Genomic DNA, 23,112 nt, shown 5'->3' with positions numbered 1-23,112 from the left:
GGGTTAGCGCCCGTCCAGGATCTCCTGCAGCTTCTGCTTGTCCGAGGAGAAGGGGAACGCCTGGAACAGCTCATAGCTGTTGTTCATGTCCAGCAGCGTGGGCCGCATCACCCGCACCACCTCCAGCTTGTCGTTGGAGAACGAGAACTGGTTGAGCACCGTCAGCACGTGCGTCACCAGGAAGTGCTCGCGCGGGGCGACCTGCCCCAGCACCCGCATCTTGTCGCGCGCGAAGCTCTCGCGGGCCATCGCCTGGGTGAGGCTGCGGAACTGCGCCTCCGCGATGGGCCGCACCACCGGCAGCGGCACCGGGTGCTGCGGGCCCGGGTAGTTGCCCGGCGGGGGCGGCAGGCCCGTGCCGTACGGCGCGGCGTCGTCCACGTACTCGCTGAGCTTGTCCAACTCCTCCATCGCGGCGCGGATGCTGGCGCGGCCCTGGTTGTCCCGCGTGCGGGCCATCGCGTCGCGCAGCGCCTTCTCCAACTTGTCGATGCGGCGCTCCATCACCTCGCGGTCGACGACGGCCTGGTTGCGCATGGGCGGCTGCGGCGGCATCGGCTGCGGTGGCCGGGGCGTGGAGTGGCCCGGCGGCGGCGGGCGCCGCAGCTCGGCGGCGGCGGCCGCGGCGGCGTTGACGGGCCCCTCCGTGCGCGGCGCGGTCTGGGCCAGCGAGGCGGCGGAGGAGAGCAGCACGACAGCGAGGGTCAGGGCCTTCATGATGTGCATCCTTGGGGGTGTTCGTACCTCGGAGCATCAGACGGGACGGGGGGCCGTACATTCAACCCCCCTTCCGTCGGACGCGCGGGAAGGCACGTCACCGCGCCCCTGGAGCGCGTGGGACCCAGCCTTGATGCGTCAGGGCGTGGCGCCGCGCTTGGAGACGACCTGCCCCTCGGGGGTGACGTCGTAGACGACGGGCACGCCGGTGGCCAGCTCCAGCGCCACCACGGCCTCGCCGGACAGCTTGTCCAGGCGCATCACCAGCGAGCGGTTGGAGTTGCCGTGGGCCACGACGAGCACGTTCTTGCCCTGGCGCAGGTCCCCGGCGATGGCGCGGTCGTAGAAGGGCAGCACGCGCTTCGCGGTCATCTCCAGCGACTCGCCATTGGGGGGAGGCACGTCATAGGAGCGGCGCCAGATGTGGACCTGCTTCTCTCCGAACTCCTTGGCAGCGTCCGCCTTGTTGAGGCCCTGGAGGTCGCCGTAGTGCCGCTCGTTGAGGGCGGCGTCGCGGATGACGGGCGGGCGCTGGCCCAGCGCGTCCAGGAGGATGCTGAGCGTCTCCTGCGCGCGGCTCAGGGCGGAGGTGTAGGCGACGTCGAACTTCAGGCCCTTCAGGGCGTCAGCGGCCTTGCGGGCTTCGTTGCGGCCCTGCTCGGTGAGGGGCACGTCCACGAAGCCCGTGAAGCGGTTCTCGTGGTTCCAGAGGGACTGACCATGACGGACGAGGGCGAGGATGGGCATGCCCCCTCTGCTAGCGCATCCGGGGGGAGCGGGAAAAGGGGCAAGGCCGCTCCCCCTGTCCGGCCCGTTGGTTCCCGGGCACGCTGGGGCGCTCAGGTGCCCAGCGCCGCCAGGCCCCGGGGCCGCAGGGCGCGCGTGAGCGCCACGATGCCGAAGAAGAGCAGGGCGGCCCCCGCGGTGATGGGCCGCACGCCCAGCCGGTCCGACAGCATGCCCAGGCCCCAGACGCCCATCATGTAGCCCAGGTTCACCAGCAGCAGGAACAGGCTGCTCACCCGCGCCTGGAGCTCCGGCGGCGTCCTCGCCTGGCACACCGTCTTCAAGCCCGTGAAGGCCACGAGGTACACCGCGCCCAGGAAGAACATGGCGACCATCGCCACGGGCAGGGTGGGGGACAGCCAGAAGAGCGCGGAGCACAGGCCCACGAGCAGCACGGACGCCTCCAGCATCCCCCGCCGTCCCATCCTCGCCACGACGGCCCCCGTCCCGAAGGCCGCGAGGACCGCGCCCGTGCCCTGCGCCGTCAGCAGCAGCGACGTGGTGGCCGCGTCTCCCCCCAGCACCTTGAGGGCGAACACCGGCACCAGCCCCACGAACGGGGAGATGAGCAGCCCCACGAAGAACGACGTCCCCAGCGCCAGCGCGATGCCCGCGTCCTCCCACGCCAGCTTCATGCCCCGGACGATGCCGGCCCACAGCGCCTCCCGCTTCGGCATCACCGCCTGCACCGCGCCGTTCATCTGGGCCAGCACCAGCAGCACCGCGAGGAACGACAGCGTGTTGAAGAACAGCGCCCCGGCGATGCCCGCCTGCGTCAGCACGAGCGCCGCGACCACCGGCCCGATGATGCGGCCCAGGTTGAACTGCGCCGAGTCCAGGCTGAGCGCGTTGTGCAGGTCCTCCGGCGGGACGACCGCCACCGTGAGCGCGGTGGCGCACGGAATCACCAGCGTGTTGAGGGCGCCGTTGAGCAGCGAGATGGCCGCCACCCACGGCACCGTGAGGTTTCCCGTCGCGGCCAGCACCGTGAGCAGCGCCGCCAGCAGCCCCTGGAGGCACACGCACACCGCCATGAAGGTTCGCCGGTCGAAGCGATCCGCCAGCGCTCCACCCAGGGGCGCGAGCAGGAGCGACGGCAGGTGGGCGAGCGCGGCGACCCCGCCCGTCCACCCCGCCTTGCCCGTCACCTCCGTCACGTACACGCCCAGCGCGACGGTCTCCATCCACGTGCCGATGTTGGACACGAGCATGCCCGTCCACAGCCAGGCGAAGTCACGGTGCGACAGGGCCCGCAAGGAGGACGCGCGCGAAAGCAGGGAGGAGGCCACGGGGAGCCCGGTTCTACAGCGCTCCTTCCCCGCGTGCTCGGTGGGCGCACGCCTACACGTTGACTCCCTGCCTGCCATGGGGGACGGGGGGAGGCATGACGCGGCACAAGGTCCTGGTCGTCCCCCGTGAGATCGCAGGCGAGCGGTTGGATCGCTTCCTCACGAAGCATGTCCCCGGTCTCACGCCCGAGCGGGCCCGCGCGCTGCTGGAGTCGGGGCGGGTGCGCATCCGGGGCAAGAAGGCGCAAGCCACGCGCAAGCTGTGGGGCGGGGAAGAGTTGGAACTGGAGACGCCCGCGCCCCGCGCCTCTTCGGCCGCTTCGCTGGAGGGGCCCGACCTGCCGGTGCTGCACGACGACGCGGCGTTGATCATCGTGGCCAAGCCGCCGGGGCTGGTGGTGGAGCCGGAGGGCCGCGCACCCTCCGTGGTGGGGCTGCTCGCGGCGCGCTGCCCACCGTTCGACGTGGAGGGCGTGGCCCAGCCGGGCGTGGTGCACCGGTTGGATCGGGAGACGAGCGGCTGTCTGGCGCTGGCCCGGACGGATGACGCCGTGGCCGCGCTCCTGAAGGCGTTCCAGGAGAAGCGCGTGGACAAGCGCTACCAGACGCTGGTGCTGGGACAGCCGCCGGACACCGGCCGGCTGGAGGGCCCGTACGCGCGCGACCCCAAGGACCCGCGCCGCTTCACCACCCGCGTGCCCTCCGCGCGCAGGGCCGCCCTGACGTTCACCGTGCGCGAGCGGTTCCGGGACGGGGCCCTGCTGGACATCGACCTGGACACGGGCCGCACCCATCAGATCCGCGTGCAGCTCTCCGAAGCGGGCTTCCCCGTGCTGGGAGATGCCGTCTACGGCACGCCAGCGGCGCGCACGCACCCGGCCGCGCTCGCGGTGGGACGGCAGGCCCTGCACGCGTGGCGCCTGGAGGTGCCCACCTCCGCGACGGGGCAGCTCATCCAGGTGGAGTCCCCGCTGCCCGACGACTTCCTGCGTGGGCTGGCCGTGCTGCGCGGTTGAGGGCGAAGCCTCTCCACCAGGGCAGGCCCGCTCAACGCCAGGACAGCCACCCGCCACGGGGGGCGGCCGTCTCATTCAAAATAAGAAGTTTCTTATCATCCGGGCTGATCGGCCTATCTCTTGACATCAGGCATTGATGGATTTAGTACGTCCTGAAAATGAGAATGCTTATCATTTTCATTGCCGGACTGCTGTCTACAAGCGTCCGTGTTGGATGACACGTCCCCCTTCTTCCACCGCAGAGAGGCCTTCTCCGATGAAGCATCCTGTTGCCTTCCCTTCCTTGCGACGCTCCGCCGCCGTGTTGGCCCTGACCCTGTTCACGGGCTGTGGTGACTCGGAGGAGCCGGGCACCGACGACAACGGGTCGCTGTATGCCATCACCACGCAGCTGCTCGTTGAAGACCCGGTGCAGAGCTACGTCGTCGTGACGAACCAGGCGGAGCAGACGGCGTCGCTGTCGTTGGACAACGCCATCAAGGTGTCGGGCCGGGCGCTGGGCGTGGGCATCCCCAAGTCCGGTTCGCTCTACGTGGTGAGCGACGAGAGCCCGGTGGTGACGCGCTACACGCTCAACGGCGCGGGGGGCCTGGACGCGGCCGGCACGGTGAGCTTCGCGCCCCAGGGTGTGACGTCGCTGGGCGAGTACCAGGCCAACTTCCAGTTCGTCTCCGAGACGAAGGCATACTTCTTCGACGGAGCGACCGCGCAGGTCGTCATCTGGAACCCCACGGCGATGACCGTGACGGGCACCCTTCCGCTGAAGGCGCTGGAGATTTCCGACACCGTGCTGGCCTTCTCGGGCGCGGTCGTGCACGTGGGCTCGCAGATCATCATGCCCGTGGGCTGGCGTCCGGTGTCGGGCGTGGGCATCACGAAGAAGGCGGGCGTGGTCTCCCTCGACACGGCGACGGACACGGCCACCATCGCGACGGATGAGCGGTGCGGCTACACGCACGACGCGGCCCTCGGCCTGGATGGCAAGGTCTACATCGCGACGGAGGCGTATGGCGCGGCGGTGTTCCGCGTGGTCCCGGACTCGCCGGAGCCGTGCCTGCTCAAGTTCGATCCCCAGACGCGTGCCTTTGACGCGACCTTCTACCGCTCGCTCCCGGCCCTGGTGGGCGGCGGCACCGCGGGCGCGCTCATCCCCGGGGCGCCGGGGACGGCCTACGTGCGCGTGCTGGATGAGAGCATCGCCCCGGTGACCGAGGGCACGCATCCGCGCACGATGGCGAGCGGGACCGGCTGGCAGTGGTGGGAGCTGAAGCTGGACACGCTGACCGCGACGCGCAAGGCGGACTTCCCCTCCACCTCCGGCAGCGTCTTCCTCTTCGAGTCGGAGAACCAGACGCTCTACACCGAGTTCGGCGCGGGCGCCGCGTCCACGACGTTCCGCGTGCTGGGTGAGAGCGGCAAGCCCACGGTGAGCACGCAGGGGCTGTCCTTCTCCTTCGTCCAGTTGCGCTAGCACCGTCATTCATCGAAGCAACCCGGGCCCCCGAGCCCGACGGGCGAGAGCCTGTCGGGTGGGGGCCCGGCTCGTAGGCACCACCTGGTTTCACCCTCCATGGAGATTCGATGCGTCATCTGTTCCGTATCGCGGGCGTGTTCGCTGTTTCGTCGCTGTGGGCCACTCCGGCCTTCGCCACCAGCACGGGCATCACCGGCCAGTCCGGCAAGGACGGCGTGATGTGCAGCACGTGTCACAAGGGTGGGGATGTCCCCACCGTCGTGTTGGAAGGCCCCACGACGCTGGAGCCGGGCGCCACCGGCCAGTACACCTTCATCATCCGGGGGGGAGCGGCGAAGACGGGGGGGGCGGACATCGCGGTGGACAGCGCGGACGCGAAGCTCCAGGCCGGCACCGGGACGAAGCTGCTGGGCGCGGAGCTGGTCCATTCCGCGCCGCTGGCCTTCACGGGAAACGAGCTGCGCTTCAACTTCTCCCTCGTCGCGCCTGCGACGGATGTCACGCTCAAGCTCTTCGGGGCCGGCAACTCCTCCAACGCGGACCAGAAGAGTGACGGGGACCGCGCGGCGGCCACGACGCTGAGCGTGACGGTGGGCAAGGGCACGCCCGTCGTGGACCCGCTCCCGCCGGAGGGCGACGAAGGGGGCTGCTCCGCCGCGGGCAGCGCGCCCGTGTGGGGCCTGGCGCTGGCCGGGCTGGCACTGCTGCGCCGCCGCCGGAGCTGAAGAACTCCCAGTCCGTGAGCGGTGCCGGCGTCGCCACCCTGACGCCCGGCACCGTGGTGGCGGACGCTCAACCCGAGACGGGGTCCACCGCCGTGTCGAAGAACGACACGTTGCCTTCCACGGTGCCAATCCCGCGCGCCGTCAGTCCCAGGATCAGCGTCTGGAGATACATCCCCACGCCCACCGCGTCCACGAGTCCCAGGTCCCGGTGCATGCACAGGATGCCGGCCGTCGGCGCGCCGAAGAATTCGTAGTTGCGCTGGGCCGCCCGCGCCCTCCCTGCCTCATCGTCCCGGGCCACCCCCATCGCTCCGTAGACGAGCGCCCCCAGCTCCCGGCGGTGCGCCCGGAAGGAGGCGGGCAGCGGCGCCAGCTCCCTCGGATTTGAATGCACCTCCTGTCGCAGCGCCTCCCGCAGGCGCTCGATGCGTTCGCCTTCCACGATGAACAGACGCCAGGGTGGATGTTTGAGTTGGAGGGCGCGAGCTGCGCGAGTGACAGCGCCTCCGCGAGCAGTCCGCGAGGAACAGGGGTGGGCAGGAAGCGGCGGACCGAACACCGGCTTCGCACGAGCGCCTCGAAGTCGAACATGGGTTTCCTCAAACACAGCGCAGGGGCCTGTCACGATAGAAGGCGTGCCTGCCGGGCAACAAGGGCAACACTCCTTGTGGTCCCGCCAGCAACAGGCGCCCGCGGCAGGGGCTTACGTGCCGGGGTGTTCCAACCCCTCTCTTCAGAGTGTGGCGTGAATTGCCATTGCCTCCTCCAGGCCCTGCCTTCCGCGCCGGAGACAGGTTGGTACGGCGCGTGAAGTGAGGGCTTCCGACACTTCTGGAGTGGAGGCAGGACCATGCAAAGCCGCAAATGGCGAGTCATCTCCCGTGCAGGCGCCACCGCCATGACCCTGGGCCTGATGTCGGGCTCCGTGGCCATGGGGGCGGAGACCCAGCCCGGTTCGGAGCAGGGCTCGAGCACCCCGCCCAGCCGCATCGTCGCGGGCCGAAAGCTGCACCAGCCGCCTGGGTTGGGCGGGACGGGGATGGAGGCCCGCAAGAGCGTGCAGGCGTTCATCACCTGGGCGGGCCAGTCCGTGGTGCTGGAGCAGGAGGACGCGCGCCAGGTGCTGCGCGCCGCCGCGGACAACCCGGACATCATCCAGGCCTTCGCCGAGGAGATCCTGGAGACGCACAAGGAGGGCGACGCCAGCCGCACGCTGGTCGCGCTGGGCCTGCTCGGTGAGATGCGCACCCACGAGGGCGCGAAGTTCCTCGCGGAGTTCGTCCGCATGCCGCTGCCCACGAAGGGCACGGTCATCGAAGGGGAGCTCCAGGAAGAGGCCCAGCAGGCGCGCCTGCAGGCCAAGGCGGTGGCCGGCATCGCGTACCTGCGGAATCCGGAGTTCGACCGGGAGGTGCTCTACCAGGCGGGCGCGCACCCCTCCGTCATCGTTCGCGCGGAGGCCATCAGCGCCTTCCTGTGGAACCGGGGCGATTCGCTGGAGGCGCGCAAGGAGGTGGAGCCGTACGTCCGCGCCGAGGAGCGGCTGCTGCTGGAGCGCGTCCGGCGCGTCAGCGGCGAGAAGGCGGAGACGTTCAACCGCAAGCTCAACGCCTACCTGAAGGCCCACCCGGAAGTGCAGGCGCCGAACCCCGAGCCGAAGGAGCCCCGGCCGCCCGAGGAGAAGCCCTACACCTTCGACGTCACCCCTCCGAAGTTCTGACCTGACCTCACAACCGGGGAGCGAGAACGCCCATGAATCTCAAGCAATGCATGACCCTGATGTCGTCCCTCCTGGCCCTGGGCCTGGGAGCCGAAGCCGGCGCCGTCTGTGTCCAGACAGGTGCGAGCCAGGCGGACCGGGACCTCTGGAGCACCCACGGCTGCTGGCGGGACTTCTACCTGTGGCAGTACCGGGCCTACGGCCTGAAGGGTGGGGAATGGAGCAACCGCGGCTGGAGTGACGCCTGCAACGTGTCGCTCGAGTTCCCCAAGCACTGGAACGCGGCCTATCTGCTGACGTACGGCATGGAGGACAACTTCGCCCAGTCGTTCCACGGTACGGAGGACTACCGGGGCACGGCGGAGGCGCCCAGCAGCAACTTCCACGACAGCCTCTACCACGGCATCTCCGACCGCACGGATGTCCTGGGCACGTTCATCCCCCGGTTCTGGCCATGGGACAAGGACAAGGTGGAGACCGCGTGCCCGGTCTACAACTCGAGCGCCATCAACTCCAACCCGGCCTCCCGCGCGGGTGACTACATGCACGAGGGCTGGCACGCCAACTTCGACAAGTACAACATCCACAATGGCAACACCGGCGGCCACCGGCCCGGGCCCCAGGGCGCCTGCACCCTCAGCAGCTGTGACTACTTCTACTTCCATGGCATCAGCAAGTATGCCTTTGGCGCCATGTGGGAGAACAACGGGACGGCCAGCCGCTTCCACTCTCCCCATCAGGTGCAGGTGGAGTTCCTCTGCGACGTGGCGGACCAGTCGCAGTGGTGGATTCCGTTGAGCGTGCGGCAGACCGCCGCGGCGGACGCCAACGGCCGCGCCGTGTCGCGCTTCATCAACGGCCCGGGGTACAGCTGCGGCAGCCCCCGTCCCTGGTAGACGCGAGCAACCCCGATGGCGCATTCGGAGCGTGAAGCCATGACGCCGTTTCGGATGCGCCTGTCTCCCTGCCTGAGCCCGCTCGCGCGGGTCTGCTGTTCCAGTTCCCAGCCACGTCCTCTTCGACCACGACCTCCTGGCCCGGGCGCCGTGACTTTCGTGTTGAATGGGCTTCGTGCCCCCGAACCGACTCGACGCCCTGGGTGAAGCGACGACCCTCCTGGAACTCCGCGCACGTCTGCGCTCGCATCGCTGGGCGCCGGAGCTCGACGCCTTCGAGCGCGCTCCCGGTGCTGTGCGGCTCCTCGCCGCGGGCCTTGATGCTCCAGAAGAAATCGACACGGGGAACGGCCCCTACGTCGTCCTGGTGGAGGGCCCGCTCAGGACGACAGGCCATCTGCACCTGTGGACGGACGACTATCAGCCCGGCCTCGTGATCGTCCGGGGCGACCTGGAAGCGCGGACCCTGTCGTTCGGCAACGGGGCGCGGGTCTTCGTGGAAGGCTCGGTGCGCGTGGAGGGAGAACTCTTCGGCCAGTATGGGGACCACAATGCCGTCCTCATGGCCGCAGGAGAAATCCGGGCGAGGGCCATCTTCCTGGACACGACCGCCGGGGTGTACGCCGAGGGCGGTGTCCAGTCCCTGATCCATGCGCCGCTGCGCATGTATGAATCACTCGCGCCAGACATCGAGAACGAAGGGGTCGGGGATGGGGTCCACAGCTTCGATCCGGCGGTGCTGGATGCCTATGGCGACCTCGACTTCCGCAAGGCGATCCAGGCCGCGCGTGAAGGGCGGCCCCTGTTCCTGCCCGGCATTGAAGAGCGCTTCCCCCTCCGACTGACGCTCCGCGCAACGCGGTAGCCCTGGCGCATCCAGCCCCGACGCGTCGGGTTGGGCGAGGGGCTCGGCCGTGGCGGGACGCCTGGAAGGCTGGTGCGGACGCGGGACCGGGAACAAGATGGCCGCATGGCGATCTTCAATGGCAACTACCCTGCGGACATCTATGAGGCAGCGGGTGAGTCCTCCTCCATCACCGACCTGGCGGACTCCGTGGGGTTGCTCTGCATCCAGGGGCAGAAGTTCATTGGCGCGTCGGGCCTCACGTTGAGCACGTCCCAGAAGTACTTCAGCCAGCCCCACTACCCGGATGGCATCAAGGGCGGCCGGTTGTGTGATGCGCTCGCCAACGAACCCGCGGTGTGGATGGTGGGGACGGCGTGGGTCTACAACCGCAGCCAGATCGCGACCGCCGGTCACAACGTCATCAGCCTTCTTGAGGAGGTGGATGGCGCGAAGGTGACCGACCTCCGCTTCGTCACGGGGTACTACCGGAAGTCGAGCAGCCGCTCCTCCTTCACCTACAAGGTCTACAAGATCAAGGCGCGCGAGATGACCGCCCACGACACGGCGGTGCTCACCATCGAAGGGTACTTCGAGACGAAGCTCATCCTGGATCAGGCGAGCAAGGCGGAGGCAAGGACGGTGGCGAACGGCGATCTGATCCAGATGCTGGGCCACCCCCTGGGGCAGCCGTTGAAGTACACCGAAGGGACGGTCGCTGCCGCCGATCCCCACCGCGATCGCAGCACCTTCGACACCTGGCTCAGCGGGGTCTCCGGCAACTCCGGCTCGCCCGTGTTCTGGAAGGGCAAGGTGCTGGGAATCTTCACGGGCGGCGGCTGGCCCAACGAGTTCGCCGACGGGAAGGACGGCGGCGGCTACAGTCACGCGACCTACGACAACAGCAACATCGATCACTCGGGCACCGCGGCCTACGTCTCCGACATGGATTGACCCGGGGTGGGGCGCGTCGCGGTAGGCTGTGCCCATGTCCTATCAACGCCCCCCGGTGAAGGCGCCGCGTCTCTCAGGCATGGCCCTCAAGGCCTTCGTCAACACGCTGGAGCGGGGCGGCGTCGGGCCCGCGCTGGTGGAGAAGTTGCTGCGGGACAGCGGCATTGACGTCTGGCGGGAGCTGTCCGCCGGAGATGCGCCGCCCATCCAGTATCCGCTGCCGCCCGGTGCGCCGCCGACGGAATCCCAGACGCCACAGGAGCAGGCCGCGCGCGCGGTCGCCGCGTCTACTTCGGAGCCGAAGCGGGAGCCGAAGCGGGAGACGGTCGCGGCCTTCGCGCGGGCCTACCGTGACGGCGGGACGGAGCCCGTCACCGTGGTGCGAAGGCTCCACGAGGCCATCGAGCGGCTGGACGGTGGCGCGGACCGCCTGGGCCTCTTCATCGCGCGCAAGCCGGAGGAGGTGCTGCGGGCCGCGGAGGCGGCGGGGGAGCGGCTGCGCGCGGGCAGGCCCTTGAGCGTGCTGGATGGCGTGCCCGTCGTCCTGAAGGACGAGGTGGACCTGGCGGGCTTCCCCACGTCGCTGGGCACGACGTTCCGCACGCAGGTGGCCACGGCCGATTCGACGGTGGCCGCGCGCCTGAAGGCCGCGGGCGCCATCATCCTGGGCAAGGCCAACATGAATGAGATTGGCATCAACCCCATCGGGTTGAACCCTCATCACGGCGCCGCGCGCAACCCGTGGAACCGGGGCCACATCACCGGCGGAAGCTCCAGCGCCTCGGGCGCCGTCGTGGCGGCGGGCCTGTGTCCGCTGAGCATCGGCGCGGACGGCGGAGGCTCCATCCGGATCCCCGCCGCGCTCTGCGGCATCGTCGGACTCAAGGCCACATGGGGGCGCATCCCGGAGACCGGCGTGCCACCGCTGTGCTGGAACGTGGCGCACGTCGGTCCCATGGGCCTCACCGTGGACGACGTCGCGGCGATGTATGCGATTCTCTCCGGCCCGGACGGACATGACGTCGTCGCGCGGCAGCAACCCGCGCACCACCTGTCAGGCTACGAGGACGGCGCGCTGAAGGGCATCCGCCTGGGGCTCTGCACGCCCCACTTCGAGGACGCCGACGCGGACGTGGTGGCCCGGTGCCGGGAGGCGGTGCGGGCCCTCACCGACGCGGGCGCCACGGTGGTGGAGATTCCACCGCCCGACCTCAACACCCTCCTCTGGACGCACAGCTGCATCATCCTGAGTGAGATGACCGAGGCGATGCTCCCCCAACTGAAGGCGAAGGCGTCCGTGTTCGGCCTCGACTCGCGCACCAACCTGGCGCTGGGGCGGCGCTTCCGGGCCACGGACTTCGTCCACGCCCTGCGGCACCGGCACCGACTGACCCGGGAGCTCTTGTCCGTCATGGCGGACGTGGACGTCATCATCACCCCGACGACGGCCACCACCGCCCCGGCCATCCCCGAAGCCACGCTCCCCGACGGCGAGTCGAACCTGCCGGTGGTGGACGCGCTGATGCGCTTCATCCGCCTGGCGAACCTCACGGGCTGCCCGGCCCTGTCGGTGCCGGCGGGCTTTGATCGCGCGGGCCTTCCCGTGGGCGTGCACCTCATGGGGCGGCCGTTCGAAGAGCACCTGCTGCTGCGCCTGGGGCGCGTGGTGGAGCGCGCGGTGGAGCGCCGCACGCCGGGCATCCACGTGAGCGTCCTTCCCTGAGGGCGCGGGCCTGACGCGAACGTCGGGCCCTCCACACCCGGTCGCGGGCGCTGCGTCCCGGCCCGACCGCGGGGCCCGCGCGCATCCGGCATTTGTTAGCCTTGGCTTCGTCCCGCCAGGGTGGCGCGGACAGGAGGCGACACCGGGATGGATTCACACGACGCGCGCCTGGAGCGGTTGGAAGCCCGCCTCCGGCGGTTGCAGGGACTCACCGGCGCCGCGCTGGTCCTGGCCGTCCTGGGCCTGGGGGCCGCGGCCCTCCGGAGCCCGGTGCCGCCCGCAGGAGAGGTTGTCGCCTCCCGCCTGGTGCTCACGGATGCGAAGGGCCGCACCCGGGCCACGCTGGACACGAACAAGGGGGGCGGCGCGTCCCTGGTCCTGCACGACAGTGCGGGCCGTCCCCGGGCGCTGCTGGGCGTGGGCACGGACGACTCGCCCCATCTCCGCTTCTCCACCGCGGAGGGCGAGTCGCTGGCCGAGCTCACGGTGTTCTCCGACGAGGCCCCCCGCCTGACGTTGTCCAAGTCCGGCGGCGTGGACCTGTTCTCCGTGGGGCTCCAGGTGGACGGCTCATCGCGGCTGGAGCTGGCGGACGCGGATGGCCGCCCCCGCGCCATCCTGGGCGCGGACGAGCATGGCCAGCCCGGCCTGCGCCTGGTGGACCGTCGCGGCCAGACGCGGGCGGCCTTGCGCGTGGGCAGCTCGGACGAAGGGAGCCTGGTGCTGGAGGGCCGCGAAGGCGAGCTGTTCCGCGCGCCCGTCGTCCAGTGAGCCGGAGCTTGAGCGGCGGGTGCCCGCCTCGCATCGCACCCGCCCGGGGCCTCCTCAATCCCAGCCGCGCAGCTGCACGCGCACGCGCCGCACCAGGAACTCCCATTCCTGCCGCTTGACGGTCGCCAGCACCCGGCCGCCCACGATGGTGAGCCCGGTGAGCGTCATCACCAGGAAGCCGATGCGGTGATCCCGCAGGCCCGCGTCGAGCAGGTTGGCCACCACGTCCAGGGTGAGGAACAGCGTCCCCAGCGCCAGGTAGGCGCGGATCTGCAAGGCCATCCCCAGCGCCACGCCGAGCAGACACACCGCCCCGAAGACGAGCGCATACGTCCCGTCCTCCGACTCGCCCATCCGCATGGCCAGCTTGGCCGCCGCGGGCACGTACAGCAGCAGGCCCCCCAGGATGCGCACCGCGTTGCGGGCCGCCTGGGGAAGGCTGGACGTGAAGAGCTGCCCCATCATGAGCAGCAGCAGGCCCAGCGGTGCCAGGTATACCTCCAGGCCCTCCAGCCCGAACGCGAGCGCGGCGATGAGCAGCGCCAGGTTGCAGGCGGCCGCCGCGAACGCGCCGAACATCCGGCTGCGCTCCACCGCGCCCAGCGCCGCGTACAGCAGGCCGGAGCCACCCGCGAGCAGGGCGGCCTCGCCCGTCGCGTCACCGGGGAGCACCAGCGCCATGCCAATGGGCAGCAGCGCCGCGAAGCGCCGCGTCGCCCGCTCCACGGGGCGCACGCCCGCCCTGCGCGCGAGCACCGTCACGCCCACCAGCACGAAGCCCAGCGACAGCGCGAAGAGCGCGTCGTGTTCGCGGCGAAGCCCTTGCGCGTACAGGCCTCGCACCAGCGCGTAGACGCCCACCACCGACACCTGCACGAAGTACACGTGCCGTCCGGTGTGCTCGCGCCAGGCGCAGTGCAGGGACACGCCGACCGCCAGTCCAATGGCCGCGAGCGCCAGGGGCAGGGCCTCCTGCGTGGCCTGCCCCTCCACCGCGACGATGGCGAGCAGCACCCCGGTCGCCACCAGCCACAGGTCGCGCCCCCAGCGCATTCCACCCGCCACATCGCCCCTGTACCGCGCGGTGACGCGCTGGGCGACGTGCAGCGCCAGGGCGCTCCCCGCGGCGGCCAGGGCCAGCGCCGCTCCGGAGACCGTGAAAAGGCTCCGGTAGCCCGGCGCCCATCCTGACCCGCTCGCGCTGATCACGATGAAGGCCATCAGCGCGCAGACGGCGGCGCCTCCCAGCAGCATCGTCGCGGTGCTGGCGATGAAGCCCGCGAGCGCGCCCCGCCATTGGAACGCCGCGATGAGCAGCGTCGCGGCGATGAGCGCGAGCGTCAGCGGATGGGCGGCGGAGACCATCCACGTCCCCCCCATGCCCAGCAGCATCCGCCACAGCAGGGTGGGCACGGCCAGCGTCGGCCCCGTCTCACCCGTCACGGCCAGCGCGTACGCCGCCCCGGAGAGGAGGAAGGGCAGCACGGCCAGCTGGGTGCGAAGGCGCGTCTTGCCCTCGTCCAAGCCCCGCCGCCGCGCGACCCACGGACCGAGCGCCATCACGCCCAGCCCCAGCAACGCGAGCGTGGGCCCGGGCCACGCCTCGAAGAAGGCCGCGCGGTGGGCCTGGGCATGGACGAGCAGCAGCAGCCCGCCGCCCAGGACGACACGCCCGGCCTTGCGCGCCCCCCCGCTGAACAGCACGGCCCCCGTCGCGAAGGCGAGCCCCGCCGAGGCAATCCCGGGCTGGAAGAACGCCGCCGCCGCCACGAGCCCCACGGCCGTGATGGCGCACTGGCGCAGGACCTGGAGGAAGGGCTCGGGGAGGTCCTGGTCGTCAGGCCAGAGCATCAGGCGGCGCACGAAGGCGCGCCCCGCGCCCAGGCCCGCCACCGCGATGGCCGCCCCCGCATAGACGAGTCCGGCGGCGGCGATGCCCGCGAACGCCCGCTGCCAGGAGAGGAAGAGCGTGTCCCCCGGGGCCAGCCAGGTCGACGGCTGGAGCCACACCAGCTCGTACGGCCCGGTGAGCACCACCGGCGTGGCGAGCACCCATTGCCCGTCCGGAGGGCTCAGCGCCATCAACGGGGCCCCGAGCAGGGCCTTCTGCGCGGCCCAGAGCGCGGCACCGGGGAGCCCCAGCAGCAGGCCCAGGTACGCCAGGGGCCGCGCGCGGAACGAGGCCGCCAGCAACAGCGTCAGCAGCGCCGGGCCCAGCACCAGGAGCGGGGGCACCACGCCCAGCGCGAAGGATGGACCCGGCCACCCCACCCGCACGGCGGAGCGCAAGAGGACGACGACCAGCGCGGCCACGCCCAGGCGCGGCACCGCGTGGTAGAGCGGTCCATGCAGCGGGTTCTCCAGGCGCCGGCCGAGCCACGGACCGAAGCGCCGCGTCGCCAGCGCCAGCGCCCACAGCGCGATGCCGATGAGCGGCAGGCGCCAGGCGCTCACGTCGGGCGGAAGCGGCCGTCCAGCCCGGTTGATGATCGCGGCCAGCGCGATGAACCCTCCGCCCGCGGCGAGCGTCACCACCGAGCCACGCAAGGCGAACGCCACGAAGCCGCGCGACACGAAGGCCAGGAGCGCGGTGGCCACGAGCAGCCCTCCCGCGAGCAGGAACCCGGGCCGCTCTGCGTCGGCGGGCACGGGGACCCAGTTCACGAGCGTGAGCGCCGCGACGCCGACCTGCACGAGCGCCGCCGCCGCGAACCCATCCGTGAAGAGCGGGCGCCCTTGCGCCCCGAACGGCAGGGGGAGGAGGTCCACCAGCCGTCGCCCCTTCGCCTTCAGCGTCTCCCCGGCGCCGGGGCCGCGACCACGCAGGGCCGCGATGACCGCGAAGCCGAACCCCAGGGACGCGGCCACGAGGGCGGCGCGCACCGAGGTGAAGTCGGAGACGGTGCCCATCGCCTGCGACACCGCGAGCGCGAGCCCGGAGGCCGCGACGAAGCCCACGACCCGGCTCGCGTCCCTGCGCAGGCGCAGCAGCAACACCGCCGTGGCCAGGGCCGTGGGCGCGCAGCCGAGCAGCGCGCGGAGGCTGGCTCCCTCGACCGAAGCAAGGACGTCCGGCAGGGCAGGGGACACGCCCACGGCGAGCGCCACCCCGAGCGCGGCCATCCCCAGCGACAGGTCCTCCAGGGGCCTGAGCGCGTCGCCCCAGCCGGTGCGCCGGGTCCACCCCTCCTGCGCGAGCCCCGCGAGGCCGTAGCCCCCGGCCGCGAGCGCGAAGACGGCGAGGCTCGCCACGTCCGAGGCGAGCCACGGTGTCCCAGCGACGAACGCCAGCGCCCCGAAGAGCGCGGCGACTCCGCCCAGGTAGTGGAGGCCCCGCCAGCGCCGCCCCCCCGCGACGTGGGCCGCGACCGCGACGCTCAGCCCTGTCAGCGCCTGGGGCCAGAAGCCGCTGACGCCCGGGTCCCACGACAGCACCGCGACGGCGGGCATCGCCGCGAGGGATGCCACGACGCCCCAGGCGAGCAGCCGGATGCGCAGGCCGCTGGCCACGGTCGTGCGCGCCACGAGCAGCAACGCGGAGGCCACGGCCGCGGCCCCGAAGCCCCACCATGAGGGTTCCAGGGGCGCCAACGTGCGCGCCAGCAGCGCCCCCGCGAGCAGCGCGGCCAGGACCCCCGGATGCACCAGCGCCCGGCGCCGGTACTCCAGCAGGAAGAAGAGCAGCGCGGCCAGCACGGGCGCGCCCGCGGACGCCACGTCCACCCAGGCGTCGTCACCCGGCATGACGGAGAACCCGCTCAGGGCTCCGGCGAGCGCGCCGCTGGCCACCACCGCGTGCGCCAGCGTTTCGAACACCGGACCCGCGCGCGGATGCGCCTCCCGGACGGACTCCGTGGACGCGGCCATCGCCACCACGGACGCCAGCGCCATCGCCCAGAGCGTGAGACCCGCGAACAGGGGGCTGCCTGGCTCCAGCTCCTCGAACCCGAAGGGCGCGCTCGCCACGCAGAAGACCGCCAGGCAGAGCGCGCCATAGAGCGCCGCGCCCGCGCTGACGAACCCCGACTTGGCCGGGGACGCCCCGCGCGCGCGCCACACCGTGGCCCCGAGCGCCACCACCCCGGCGGACGCGCACAGCGTTCGCAACCAGGGCGCGTCGTCCAGGCCCATCAACGGAAGCCCCGCCAGCAGCGACGGGAACAGCGCCACCGCGAGCGACGTGGCGGACGCCCCATGCAACAGCCGCCCCGCGCTCCTCAACGGCAGGAGCCCGACGGCCGCGACCCCCAGCGCGACGGGGACGCCCAGGACTGGCGACAGCGCCACCAGCGCCGACAGCGCGACGAACACCACCGGCAGCAGGGCCAGGCCGATGCCCGCCAGGACGCGCCCGGCCGACAGCGAGCGCCGCGACAGGAACACCCCCAGTCCGATGAAGGCCGCGTGGTAGCCGAACAGCGCGCCCGTGACGATGAGCTGCCGGGGCACGCCGCCCAGGGCCCGCCACGCCTCGCGCACCCCCATGAGCGAGCCGCCCAGCACCAGGACCGCGCCCAGGAACCACCAGATGTATTCGTGGAGGCGGGGCGCGCCTTCGCCCTCGTCGAGCGCGACCATGGCCTCCAGCCCGCCTCCCAGCGAGCCCATGAGCCCCTGGGAGAACAGCGCCTGCCCCGAACCCAGCGCCGAGCCCAGCTCCTCCTCGCTGGAGTCCTCCCGGCGGCCCGAAGAGGCCTTCAGCGCGGCGGCATGTCTCAGCGCGGCCTGCTCCCGCTCCGCCTTCGCCGCCGCGTCCAGCGAGTGCGCGAGGGCGGCCACCCAACCCGGCCGCCATCCCCCCGCGCGACGAAACGACGTGGCCACGTCCTCCGCCCAGGCCTCCACGCGCACCGACGCGTCCTCGGAGGGCACCACCGGGGGCGTCGCGACCGGCTCGGCCTCCGTGACGGCGGCCTCCGGGGGCGCGTCGAGCGACGCTTCAAGCCGGTGGGCGGTGTCCGCGTCCACCAGCCCGTCGAAGCGCCAGCGCTCGATGCGCCGTCGCAACAGGACCCGAACGAAGTCCTCGAGGTGCGGCCCCGTGGCGGGCACGAGCGTGGCGCCGCACTCAGGACATGAGGCCTCTGGGGCGGTGGCGCGGAGTTCCGCACAGACTGGACAGATCATGGGCCGTCAGCATAGCGGGGAGCCCTCACACGTGGGTCGCCCCCCTGGTGACACTGTCACCCGCGCCAGCCCTCTCGAATCCGGAGAATCTGGGGCCGCCGGCCTCGAAAGGGGGCGGCCGTCGGGACCGCCACGGGCAAGGCGGCGGCCCCGAAGCCCGTCTCAATCGCAGTAGTACGTCGGCGCCAGCTCCAGGACGCGCTGCTCGGCGATGGGGGAGAGCGCGCGCAGGCGCGAGAGGAAGAGGGGCGCCTTCATCCCCATTCCGATGAAACCCCAGACATACGAACGCTCCTGGGACTCGGACAGGTGCTTGTGCTCCTCCGGCGTGAACGCGCGCCCCACCGCCTTCTCCAGCGTCTGGAGATCCAGCGCGAGCTGGGCGCTCAACGTCCCCCGCAGCGCCTGGAGCAGCTCCGCGTACTCCGAGAGGGCCGCGTCCAGGGTGTCGGGCTCCCGGGCGAGGATCTTCTGCGCCTCCAGGAAGTCCAGCCGGGTGTGCTGCGCCTCTTCGAGCCAGTGGTGCTTGAGCAGGTTGCAGAACAGCGGATTTAGCGTCTCGGTCTTGTTGCCGCGGACCGTCTCCAGATAGTGCTGCTGGGTCATCAGCTCCAGGTGCAGGTTGAAGATGAGCACCCCCAGGTTCGACTTCGTCATGATGGCCCGCGCCACCTCGACGTGGTTGTCGAGCAGGGCGGGGACGACCTTGAACCCCCGGGCGAACGCGCCGGTGAAGCGCGCGAAGAGCTGCTGGTGCTTCAGCTCCTCCTCCGTGAAGCGCAGGAGCGCGCGCATGTGCGTCGCGTTGCCGTGCAGCTCCAGGCCGGCGCGCTGGGCGGCCAGGGCCACGGCGTACTCCTCCAGGAACAGGAACAGGTGCGCATAGCTGTTGGAGCGGATGTGATTCAGCAGCAACCGCTCCTCGGCGTTCAGGAAGGGAATGGCCTCCGTCCCCGTCAACGCATCCGAAAGGAACCGGTGGTTGAAATCCAGGACGGTGTCCTTGGGCAACAGCTCATCAAGACGCCAGGAAACCTTCTCCGAGCTCTGGATGCAGGATTGGTACTCCGAGGTTTGATTTAGCATTCGCGAATCAAAAGGCTCTTTCCCGTGGCGAGTCAATCACTGCCCGTGTGAGAGGATTTGTCGCAAGGCGTCAGCCTTCCTGGGGGCGAGGCGCCCCTCCACCTGCCAGGTGGGGAGGGCGGATTGTTCAAATATTCCCGCGAAACATGATTATTCATGAAGAGGCCGAGCGGGCGCGGAGGGGGTGTCTTCACGGCCCTGACCTGTACAGTCTTGCCTTCAGAAAACCGGCCCTACCTGTTGATTCCAGTTGTGCATGAAATCTTGGGTCGCGTTGTTTTCAGGACACATTGTTGGTACTGTTGATTTCTGGATTCAGTCCTCTTCGTGGCGGTCGGCCCACCCCACGGCAATGGCTCACATTGGTGAGGACGGGGGTTCGTGTGTCTGTACTCCCGAAGGGGCCTGGTACCCACCCATCGTCTCGTTGAGTCTCCATGGCCTCCGCCCGAAAGCGGCTGACCCGGAAGCATCCCCACGACATCCCCTCGCCTGATCCAGCTCCGCCCCGTGCGGGATGGACGCGCTGACGATGGGACCGGGGGACATGACATCGGAAGCCACCGCGGAGTGGGAGAAGGTGCTGGGCATCTTCTCGGACGAGGCCGAGGGCCTGGTCGCCTCCATGGAGGAGAACCTCATCGCGCTCGAGGTGGCTCCCGCGGACTCGCTGCTCCAGGCCATCCTGCGCGGGGCGCACACGCTGAAGGGCGCCGCGGGCTCGCTCGGCTTCCAGGCGGTGACGGACTACACGCACGGCGTGGAGGACCTCCTCCAGGCGCTCATCGACCGGCGCGTGGCGGTGGACGAGGAGCGGGTGTCGCTCCTGCTGGGCGCCGTGGACCACCTGCGGGACCTGAGCCGGGCGTCGCTCGCCGGCGTGGACTCGCTGGGCGCGGTCCACCGGGCGCACCTGGCGCGGCTCAAGCAGGGCGCCAGCCCCCATCCCGCTCCGGAGGCGGCCTGCGCTCCGGCGCCAGCCAGCCTCCCGCGCATCCAGGACAACCCCGGGGTGAAGCGGGGCCGCTCGCGGATGGACCTGGAGCGCCTGGACCGCATCGTCACCCTCACCGCGGAGCTGTCCGTGGCCCGGGGGCGCATGACGCAGTTCCTGTCCCGCGCGGAGGAGTCCGGCGCGAGCTGGGAGGATGCGCTCGCGCAGCAGCGGGAGATGGATCCGCTCTTCGAGGAGCTCCAGGAAGAGGTGATGAAGGTCCGGATGGTCCCGGTGGGGCCGCTGTTCCGCCAGCACCTGCGCACCGTGCGCGACCTGGCGCGCTCCCAGCACAAGCAGGCCCTGCTGGAGCTGGAGGGCGAGGACGCCACCCTGGACACCGCGGTGCTGGATGCGCTGCGCGACCCGCTGCTCCACCTGCTGCGCAACGCGCTGGACCACGGCATCGAGTCGCCCGACGAGCGGCGGGCCGCGGGCAAGGACCCGCGCGGGCACCTGCGGCTGCGGGCCTTCCATGACGCGGGCAGCGTCGTCGTGGAGCTGACCGACGACGGCCGGGGCATCCAGCGGGACAAGGTGCGCGAGCGCGCCCGGGAGCGGGGCCTGGTCACGGCCCCCGAGCGGCTGCGCGACGACGAGCTCCTGCGCCTCATCTTCGAGCCCGGCTTCTCCACCGCCGCCTCCGTGACGGAGCTGTCCGGCCGCGGCGTGGGCATGGACGTGGTGCGCCGGGACATTGAAGCGCTGCGCGGCTCCGTGTCCATCCAGAGCCAGGAGGGCCGGGGCACCACCCTGACCCTGCGCCTGCCCCTCACGCTCGCCGTCATCCAGGGCTTCGCCATGGGCGTGGGCGACCAGGTCTACGTCGTCCCCATCGAAGGCGTGCAGGAGTGCATGGAGGTCCCCGCCGACGAGCGCACCACCCAGGCGTCCGGCGTCCTGTCGCTGCGCGGCCAGCCGCTGCCGTACCTGCGGCTGCGTCAGGTCTTCGACCTGGGCGGTGGGCTGCCGGCCCGGGAGAACGTCGTCGTACTCAAGCACCCGGATGGCATGGTGGGCCTGGCGGTGGACGAACTCCAGGGGGAGGGCCAGCGGGTCATCCGGCCGCTGGGCAAGCTCTTCCAGGGCATCCCCGGCATCTCCGGCTCCACCATCCTGGGCGACGGGCGCGTGGGCCTGCTGCTGGACACGCCCTCCCTGGTGCGCCGGGCCATCCACCGCGCCTCCGAACACCCCGAAGCCCCGCCCTCCCCGCAGGATTTCCCTCCTCCCACCGACGCGCCCCGCGCGCCCTCACGGCAGTCCCCCCTTCCGGAGTAGCCATGTTCAACAACCTGAGCATCACGGCGAAGCTGGTGTTCGCCTTCAGCGCGATGGTCGCCATCATCATCGGCATCGTAACGGTGGTCTACATGACGCTCGACAAGGTCGCGGTCTCCGCGCTGGGGGACACGGAGAGCCAGCAGATGATGATCGCCGTGCGCACCCTGGAGGGGGACATGGCCGACCTGGAGACGGGGCAGCGCGGCTTCCTCATCACCGGCGACGACAAGTTCCTGGAGCCCTACAACCAGGCCCGGCTGAGCGTGTCGCAGAACCTGGACCGCATCCGCGAGCTCACCCAGCGCGACCGCCGCCAGCAGGAGCGCCAGCAGGAGATCCGCGACCTGATGCAGCAGTGGGTGGCCCAGCACCTGGAGCCGCTCATCGCCCAGCGCCGGGACGTCACCGCGGGCCGCGGTGACATGGCCCAGCTCATCGCGGTGGAGCAGGCCGCGCGCGGCAAGCAGACCGCCGACCGCATCCGGATGATGCTCACCAAGCTGGCGGACGACGAGGCGTCCCTGCTGCACGAGCGCACCACCCGGACCTCCGCGATGGCGCAGGACCTGTACAACGTCATCATCATGGGCGGCGTCGTGGGCGTGCTGCTCGCGGCGCTGCTGTCCTTCCTGCTCACCCGCAGCATCGTGCAGCCGCTCACCGAGGCCGTGAGGGTGACGACGCAGGTGACCGCCGGCGACCTCACGGCGAACATCACCGCCCGGGGCACCGACGAGACGGGCCGGATGATGGGCGGCATGCGGGACATGATCCAACGGCTGTCGGGCGTCATCAGCGAGGTGCGGGGCGCGGCGGGCTCGCTGTCGTCCGCTTCCCTCCAGGTGGCCTCCGCGGCGCAGGGCCTGTCGCAGGGCACCAGCTCCCAGGCGGCCTCCGTGGAGGAGACCACCGCCAGCCTGGAGCAGCTCAACGTGAGCATCCGCCAGAATTCGGAGAACAGCCGGGAGATGGAGCAGACGGCCCTGAAGGGTGCCCGGGACGCGGAGGAGAGCGGCCGCGCGGTGAAGGAGACCGTGGAGGCGATGAACGCCATCGCGGAGCGCATCTCCATCGTGGAGGAGATCGCCTACCAGACGAACCTGCTCGCGCTGAACGCCGCCGTGGAGGCCGCGCGCGCCGGAGAGCACGGCCGGGGCTTCTCCGTCGTCGCCACGGAGGTGCGCAAGCTGGCCGAGCGCAGCCAGAAGGCCGCGAAGGAGATTGGCGGCCTGGCCTCCTCCAGCGTGAAGGTCGCCGAGCGCAGCGGCCAGTTGCTGGCCGAGCTGGTGCCCGCCATCCGCCGCACGTCGGAGCTGGTGCAGCAGGTGACCAACGCCTCGCGCGAGCAGTCCATTGGCGTGTCGCAGATGAACCGGGCGATGACGCAGGTGGATCAGGTGACCCAGCGCAACGCCTCCGCCGCGGAGGAGCTGTCCTCCACCGCGGAGGAGATGGCCACCCAGGCGGAGTCCCTCCTGCAGATGATGACGTTCTTCCGGTTGGTGGAGGGCTTCGGCTTCAACGCGCCCTCCAGCCCGTCGCGGCCCCAGGGCCACCGGCTGCCGGCCTCGCCCGTCCGGGGCCTCCAGGCCGCGGCGCAGGGGTCGCTCGGCGCGTCCCCGGTCTCCGCCCTGTCCCGGCTCCAGAACGGCGCGGACGGCCCGGCCCACCAGGACTTCCAGCGGTTCTAGGGGAGACAGCCCACC

17 protein-coding genes and 1 pseudogene are annotated in these 23,112 nt (G+C 71.1%); 11 read left to right on the top strand and 7 right to left on the bottom strand.

Going from position 1 to position 23,112, the window contains the following annotated elements:
* Positions 1 to 3 precede the first annotated feature (3 nt).
* The 3 genes from OV207_RS25655 to OV207_RS25645 all read right to left on the bottom strand — a co-directional run bounded on the left by OV207_RS25655 (position 4) and on the right by OV207_RS25645 (position 2,792).
* The gene (locus OV207_RS25655; RefSeq protein ID WP_267557737.1) at positions 4 to 717 is read right to left on the bottom strand and encodes a DUF4476 domain-containing protein; all 714 of its coding nucleotides are present in this window, start codon (positions 715 to 717) and stop codon (positions 4 to 6) included.
* Between the two features lie 138 nt (positions 718 to 855).
* Positions 856 to 1,464, bottom strand: a complete 609-nt coding sequence (locus tag OV207_RS25650) for a 2,3-bisphosphoglycerate-dependent phosphoglycerate mutase (protein WP_193347765.1) — start codon at positions 1,462 to 1,464, stop codon at positions 856 to 858.
* A gap of 92 nt (positions 1,465 to 1,556) precedes the next feature.
* Positions 1,557 to 2,792, bottom strand: coding sequence for an MFS transporter (locus OV207_RS25645; RefSeq protein ID WP_267557736.1), 1,236 nt, complete (start codon positions 2,790 to 2,792; stop codon positions 1,557 to 1,559).
* A 95-nt stretch (positions 2,793 to 2,887) separates the two neighbouring features.
* On the opposite strand from OV207_RS25645, the gene OV207_RS25640 reads away from it, so the two are divergent.
* The 3 genes from OV207_RS25640 to OV207_RS25630 all read left to right on the top strand — a co-directional run bounded on the left by OV207_RS25640 (position 2,888) and on the right by OV207_RS25630 (position 6,007).
* On the top strand, positions 2,888 to 3,808 hold the full coding sequence (locus OV207_RS25640; protein ID WP_267557735.1) for an RluA family pseudouridine synthase: 921 nt from the start codon (positions 2,888 to 2,890) through the stop codon (positions 3,806 to 3,808).
* Between the two features lie 301 nt (positions 3,809 to 4,109).
* Positions 4,110 to 5,279, top strand: a complete 1,170-nt coding sequence (locus tag OV207_RS25635) for an MxcI protein (protein WP_267557734.1) — start codon at positions 4,110 to 4,112, stop codon at positions 5,277 to 5,279.
* A gap of 110 nt (positions 5,280 to 5,389) precedes the next feature.
* On the top strand, positions 5,390 to 6,007 hold the full coding sequence (locus tag OV207_RS25630) for an MXAN_6652 family MXYO-CTERM-anchored protein (RefSeq protein WP_193347769.1): 618 nt from the start codon (positions 5,390 to 5,392) through the stop codon (positions 6,005 to 6,007).
* 67 nt (positions 6,008 to 6,074) lie between these two features.
* On the opposite strand, the gene OV207_RS25625 is transcribed toward OV207_RS25630, so the two are convergent.
* On the bottom strand, positions 6,075 to 6,449 hold the full coding sequence (locus OV207_RS25625; RefSeq protein WP_420715261.1) for a hypothetical protein: 375 nt from the start codon (positions 6,447 to 6,449) through the stop codon (positions 6,075 to 6,077).
* Between the two features lie 26 nt (positions 6,450 to 6,475).
* Positions 6,476 to 6,598 (bottom strand): annotated as a pseudogene (locus OV207_RS37825) (nitroreductase family protein); the annotation flags it as partial.
* A 259-nt stretch (positions 6,599 to 6,857) separates the two neighbouring features.
* On the opposite strand from OV207_RS37825, the gene OV207_RS25620 reads away from it, so the two are divergent.
* The 6 genes from OV207_RS25620 (at position 6,858) to OV207_RS25595 (ending at position 12,915) form a co-directional block, all read left to right on the top strand.
* On the top strand, positions 6,858 to 7,727 hold the full coding sequence (locus tag OV207_RS25620; protein ID WP_267557733.1) for a hypothetical protein: 870 nt from the start codon (positions 6,858 to 6,860) through the stop codon (positions 7,725 to 7,727).
* Positions 7,728 to 7,759: 32 nt separating this feature from the next.
* A complete protein-coding gene (locus OV207_RS25615; RefSeq protein WP_267557732.1) occupies positions 7,760 to 8,623 on the top strand; it encodes a hypothetical protein in 864 nt (287 codons plus the stop codon).
* A 166-nt stretch (positions 8,624 to 8,789) separates the two neighbouring features.
* Complete coding sequence (locus OV207_RS25610; RefSeq protein WP_267557731.1) at positions 8,790 to 9,488, top strand: hypothetical protein; 699 nt, start codon at positions 8,790 to 8,792, stop codon at positions 9,486 to 9,488.
* Positions 9,489 to 9,593: 105 nt separating this feature from the next.
* A complete protein-coding gene (locus OV207_RS25605) occupies positions 9,594 to 10,421 on the top strand; it encodes a trypsin-like serine peptidase (protein ID WP_193347773.1) in 828 nt (275 codons plus the stop codon).
* A gap of 34 nt (positions 10,422 to 10,455) precedes the next feature.
* Positions 10,456 to 12,144: an amidase gene (locus OV207_RS25600; RefSeq protein WP_267557730.1), complete on the top strand. Its 1,689-nt coding sequence runs from the start codon at positions 10,456 to 10,458 to the stop codon at positions 12,142 to 12,144.
* Positions 12,145 to 12,291: 147 nt separating this feature from the next.
* Positions 12,292 to 12,915: a hypothetical protein gene (locus tag OV207_RS25595; protein ID WP_267557729.1), complete on the top strand. Its 624-nt coding sequence runs from the start codon at positions 12,292 to 12,294 to the stop codon at positions 12,913 to 12,915.
* A 54-nt stretch (positions 12,916 to 12,969) separates the two neighbouring features.
* Here the strand turns inward: OV207_RS25595 and OV207_RS25590 are convergent, their stop codons facing one another.
* Positions 12,970 to 17,922 carry a hypothetical protein gene (locus OV207_RS25590; RefSeq protein ID WP_267557728.1) on the bottom strand — a complete coding sequence of 1,651 codons (4,953 nt, stop codon included), beginning with the start codon at positions 17,920 to 17,922 and terminating at the stop codon, positions 12,970 to 12,972.
* 282 nt (positions 17,923 to 18,204) lie between these two features.
* Complete coding sequence (locus OV207_RS25585) at positions 18,205 to 19,128, bottom strand: hypothetical protein (protein WP_267557727.1); 924 nt, start codon at positions 19,126 to 19,128, stop codon at positions 18,205 to 18,207.
* Positions 19,129 to 19,675: 547 nt separating this feature from the next.
* Here OV207_RS25585 and OV207_RS25580 point away from each other — a divergent pair.
* Both OV207_RS25580 and OV207_RS25575 read left to right on the top strand, forming a co-directional pair.
* Entirely contained in the window at positions 19,676 to 21,403 is a 1,728-nt protein-coding gene (locus OV207_RS25580; protein ID WP_267557726.1) for a chemotaxis protein CheA, read from the top strand.
* A gap of 2 nt (positions 21,404 to 21,405) precedes the next feature.
* Entirely contained in the window at positions 21,406 to 23,097 is a 1,692-nt protein-coding gene (locus OV207_RS25575; RefSeq protein ID WP_193347779.1) for a methyl-accepting chemotaxis protein, read from the top strand.
* Positions 23,098 to 23,112: the final 15 nt, after the last annotated feature.

It is taken from the genome of Corallococcus sp. BB11-1 (genome assembly GCF_026626625.1).
Taxonomy (GTDB): Bacteria; Myxococcota; Myxococcia; order Myxococcales; family Myxococcaceae; genus Corallococcus; species Corallococcus soli.
This window is presented reverse-complemented; position numbering and strand designations above follow the sequence as displayed.